This window comes from Rhodococcus sp. BS-15 (genome assembly GCF_000813105.1).
GTDB lineage: Bacteria > Actinomycetota > Actinomycetes > Mycobacteriales > Mycobacteriaceae > Rhodococcoides.
Window position 1 is genome coordinate 1 of record NZ_BAOX01000484.1, and the last position, 2,119, is coordinate 2,119.

Sequence of the window (2,119 nt, forward strand, 5' to 3'; positions counted from 1 at the left end):
GGACCGCCACCTCGGTGAGTCGAACCGCCCGCACGTCACCGTCGCGGTGGCGTCGTCGATGCCGGCCGCGGTGGACGACGGCGATGCGGTCCGGTTCGATCCGTTCGATGTACGTCTCGGTGGGCTCGTCGTGTTCGGTGGTCGAACGATCACGCTGGCGCGACTGGTCGTTCCGTCGAGCGAGTTGCTCGATCTGCACGCCCGGGTGTACGAGGCCGTGGGCGAACGATCGCTCGATCACCTCGAACCCGGCCGATGGACACCTCACGTGACGGTCGCCCGACGGTTGACGCCCGAGGAGGCAGGAGCAGCGGTGCGCCTGCTCGCGGTCGACGTCGACGATCTGGTCGGATCTGCAGTTGCGCTGCGCAGATGGGACGGCGAGGGCAAACGTGAATGGCGAATCGGATGATCGGCGAACGTCAGAACCGATAGTCACCGAACTGAGTCACCTCCGCGTGGGTATCGGGAGCGAAGCCTGCGAGCACGAAGCGTCGAGGGCCAGGAAAAGCAGCACAAGCACCAATACAATTGTCATGCTGTTAGCTTCCAACCTGCAGAGACAGCGCACGAGTGGCAGTAACGCCACATATCGACGACTTTCTGCCATACTTCTACGCATGCTGAAACGAGTGGTCGTCGCGCTGATGCCGTTGACCGAACCTTTCGAGCTGGGCGTCGCCTGCGAGGTGTTCGGATTCGATCGCTCGGACGAGGGCCTTCCCACCTACGACTTCTCCCTGATCGCGGGTGTACCCCAACCGATCCGCACCCGCGTCGGCTACACCATCGACGTGCCACACGATCTCGACAGCCTCGACAGTGCCGACCTGATCATCATCCCGGCCGGGGGCACCGAGGCGGCGGTCGACGGCAGCTACGTCTGCGGCACCGAATACGACGCGTCCATCGAACCTCTGCTGGCCAAACTACGGGCGGCGGTGGAACGCGGCGCGATGGTCGCGAGCCTCTGCAACGGCGCCTTCGTACTCGGCAAGGCGGGACTCCTCGACGGCCGACCCTGCACGACGCATTGGCGGCACTCTGCCTCACTGGCCGCGAAATACCCCCTGGCACAGGTGGATCCGAATGTCCTCTACGTGGATGCAGGCAACGTACTCACCAGCGCCGGCACGGCAGCCGGCATCGACCTGTGCCTGCACATCGTGCGCAAGTACCAGGGCAGTGTCGTGGCGAACGGCATCGCCCGCAGGATGGTCGTTCCTCCGCATCGTGACGGCGGCCAGGCTCAATTCGTCACCAGCCCCCTGCCCGCCACTCGCACCGAGACACTGGCTCCGCTGCTGGACTGGATGACCGAGAATCTCGACTCCGAGCTCACCATCGGTCGATTGGCGGCGCGGGTGAACATGTCTGCGCGAACCTTCGCCCGCAAGTTCGCGGCCGAGACCGGAACGACTCCCGCACGCTGGCTCAACGACCAACGAGTACTGGCTGCGCAGCAGCTGTTGGAGAATTCCGACCTGCCGATGGACTCGATTGCCGAGGTGGTCGGCTTCGGAAACGCCGCGGCCCTCCGTCAGCATTTCGTCCGATTGCGATGCACCACGCCCAATTCGTATCGCCGCACGTTCCGTGCCGCACCCCAGCCCGCCTGAGCAGGGGGCCGCACAGAGCCGGGATGATTCCGGCGAGTACCTGCGTTGAGACACACCAGAAGCGCAATCAATCGAAAGGGACCGCGTGGCCACTCAGACTTTGACCCAGCAGAATTTCGACGAGATCGTGACGAGCAACGACGTGGTGTTGGTCGATTTCTGGGCGTCCTGGTGCGGACCGTGCCGCCAGTTCGCTCCCACCTTCGAGAAATCGTCCGACGCGCACCCCGACGTCGTGCACGCCAAGGTCGACACCGAGGCCGAGCAGGGCCTTGCTGCGGCAGCGCAGATCCAGTCGATCCCGACGATCATGGCGTTCCGCGAAGGAATTCTCGTCTACGCACAGCCCGGCGCACTGCCTGCACCGGCGCTCGAGGACCTCGTCGGTCAGATCAAGGCACTCGACATGGACGTCGTGCGCCAGCAGATCGCCGAGCAGGCTCCCGCGGCGGAGTAATTTCTGGTCGCTGCACACGAAGTGAAGGGCCGCTCACCGAATT

At 64.5% G+C, this 2,119-nt stretch carries 3 protein-coding genes; all 3 read left to right on the forward strand.

Annotated features, from left to right (window positions below; translation table 11 throughout):
- Nucleotides 1–412, forward strand: a 412-nt coding sequence (locus RHBS_RS27145; protein ID WP_145977644.1) for a 2'-5' RNA ligase family protein, incomplete at its 5' end; no start/stop codon positions are given.
- Between the two features lie 208 nt (nt 413–620).
- A complete protein-coding gene (locus RHBS_RS27150; protein ID WP_128646890.1) occupies nt 621–1,619 on the forward strand; it encodes a helix-turn-helix domain-containing protein in 999 nt (332 codons plus the stop codon).
- A gap of 85 nt (nt 1,620–1,704) precedes the next feature.
- Nucleotides 1,705–2,076: a thioredoxin gene (gene trxA, locus RHBS_RS27155; RefSeq protein WP_032394311.1), complete on the forward strand. Its 372-nt coding sequence runs from the start codon at nt 1,705–1,707 to the stop codon at nt 2,074–2,076.
- Nucleotides 2,077–2,119: the final 43 nt, after the last annotated feature.